We start from the raw sequence: 2,500 nt of genomic DNA on the forward strand, positions 1-2,500 counted from the left end.
TGGTTGCGGGGGTAGGATTTGAACCTACGACCTTCAGGTTATGAGCCTGACGAGCTACCGGGCTGCTCTACCCCGCGGCCGTTTGCGCTGGATTGTCAGCGCTTTTTGTCATCGTCGAGAGATTTTCGCTTCTTTTCAGGTCTGGCGGTGACCTACTCTCCCACGTCTTTTGACGCAGTACCATTGGCGCTACGGCACTTAACGGCCGAGTTCGGGATGGGATCGGGTGTTTTGCTCGTGCTTTGGCCACCAGACCGGAAAAGGAGCGAGATCGGCGTTTTCCGGTTCGTTCCGAACCTGGAAAGTCATTGTCCAAGGATGCTTTTGGAAGGGAGGTCCTGCGCTTTACGCAGGTCTGTCTTCTTCCGGATCAAATCAAGCCAATCGAGCGATTAGTACCGGTCAACTGAACGCATTGCTGCGCTTACATCTCCGGCCTATCGACGTGGTGGTCTTCCACGGCTCTCAAGGGATACCTTGTTTTGAGGGGGGCTTCACGCTTAGATGCCTTCAGCGTTTATCCTGTCCGTTCATAGCTACCCAGCACTACCGTTGGCACGATAACTGGTCCACCAGTGGAACGTTCACCCCGGTCCTCTCGTACTAGGGGCAACTCCTCTCAAGTATCCTACACCCACGGCAGATAGGGACCGAACTGTCTCACGACGTTCTAAACCCAGCTCACGTACCTCTTTAAATGGCGAACAGCCATACCCTTGGGACCTGCTCCAGCCCCAGGATGAGATGAGCCGACATCGAGGTGCCAAACGATGCCGTCGATATGGACTCTTGGGCATCATCAGCCTGTTATCCCCAGCGTACCTTTTATCCGTTGAGCGATGGCCCTTCCACTCGGGACCACCGGATCACTATGGCCGACTTTCGTCTCTGCTCGACTTGTCAGTCTTGCAGTCAGGCTGGCTTCTGCCATTGCACTCGACGAGCGATTTCCGACCGCTCTGAGCCAACCTTCGCGCGCCTCCGTTACTCTTTGGGAGGCGACCGCCCCAGTCAAACTACCCACCACGCAGGGTCCCGGACCCGGATAACGGGCCGCGGTTAGACATCAAGAGTGCGAAGGGTGGTATCTCAAGGATGGCTCCACGGGAACTGGCGTCCCCGTTTCAGCGCCTACCACCTATCCTGCACATCGCAATCCTGATGCCAGTGCGAAGCTATAGTAAAGGTGCATGGGGTCTTTCCGTCTAACCGCGGGAAGTCTGCATCTTCACAGACAATTCAATTTCGCTGAGTCCACATTTGAGACAGCGGGGAAGTCGTTACGCCATTCGTGCAGGTCGGAACTTACCCGACAAGGAATTTCGCTACCTTAGGACCGTTATAGTTACGGCCGCCGTTTACCGGGGCTTCAATTCAAGGCTTGCACCTCTCCTTTTAACCTTCCGGCACCGGGCAGGCGTCAGACCCTATACGTCGCCTTACGGCTTCGCAGAGCCCTGTGTTTTTAGTAAACAGTCGCCACCCCCTGGTTTGTGCCCCCCGCCGACAGTTGCCTGCCAACGGGGCCTCCTTCTCGCGAACTTACGGAGGTATTTTGCCGAGTTCCTTAAATGTGGTTCTCTCAAGCGCCTTGGTATTCTCTACCAGTCCACCTGTGTCGGTTTAGGGTACGGTCTTGTGGAGGGCTATTTCCAGGAACCGCTCAGCAGCCCCTCCAATCCGATAAGGAGGAACTACACCTGCGATCCGTCACCATCTCCTGGCCCAGGAATATTAACCTGGTTCCCATCGACTACGCCTTTCGGCCTCGCCTTAGGGGCCGGCTTACCCTGCTCAGATTAGCTTTAAGCAGGAACCCTTGGACTTTCGGCGACAGGGTCTCTCACCCTGTTTGTCGCTACTCATGTCAACATTCTCGCTTCTGATCACTCCACCGGATGCCTTACAGCCCGGCTTCACAGTCAGAACATTGCCTCCAATATACCCGAGGATACTAAGGAGGCAGCGTTCTATATCACAGAACGCTCCGCTACCGCGTGCATAAATGCACACCCAAAGCTTCGGCTCGTGGCTTGAGCCCCGTTACATCTTCGCCGCAAGACCTCTTGATTAGACCAGTGAGCTGTTACGCTATCTTTAAAGGATGGCTGCTTCTAAGCCAACCTCCTGGTTGTTTTGGAAGTCTCACATGCTTTCCCACTTAGCCACGAATTGGGGGCCTTAGCTGTTGGTCAGGGTTGTTTCCCTCTCCACGACGGACGTTAGCACCCGCCGTGTGTCTGCCAGATAGTTCTTCCCGGTATTCGGAGTTTGCTTAGACTCAGTAAGGCTGTGGGCCCCCATCATCCATGCAGTGCTCTACCCCCGGGAGAATTCGTCTGACGCGCTACCTAAATAGCTTTCGCGGAGAACCAGCTATCTCCAGATTTGATTGGCCTTTCACCCCTAGGCACAAGTCATCCCGACCTTTTTCAACAGGTGTGGGTTCGGCCCTCCAGTTGGTGTTACCCAACCTTCAGCCTGCTCATGCCTAGATCAT

Annotated in this window: 1 tRNA gene and 2 rRNA genes (1 of these 3 cut by a window edge); all 3 read right to left on the reverse strand. The window is 55.0% G+C overall.

The annotated features are described in order from the left end of the window. A tRNA-Met gene (locus BLT64_RS25580) sits at nt 1-77 on the reverse strand. A gap of 62 nt (nt 78-139) precedes the next feature. Next, a 5S ribosomal RNA gene (rrf, locus tag BLT64_RS25585) occupies nt 140-254 on the reverse strand. A 117-nt stretch (nt 255-371) separates the two neighbouring features. Further along, nucleotides 372-2,500 (reverse strand): 23S ribosomal RNA (locus BLT64_RS25590) (it continues 703 nt past the right edge of the window).

Source organism: Paracoccus denitrificans, from assembly GCF_900100045.1.
Classification (GTDB): Bacteria; Pseudomonadota; Alphaproteobacteria; order Rhodobacterales; family Rhodobacteraceae; genus Paracoccus; species Paracoccus denitrificans.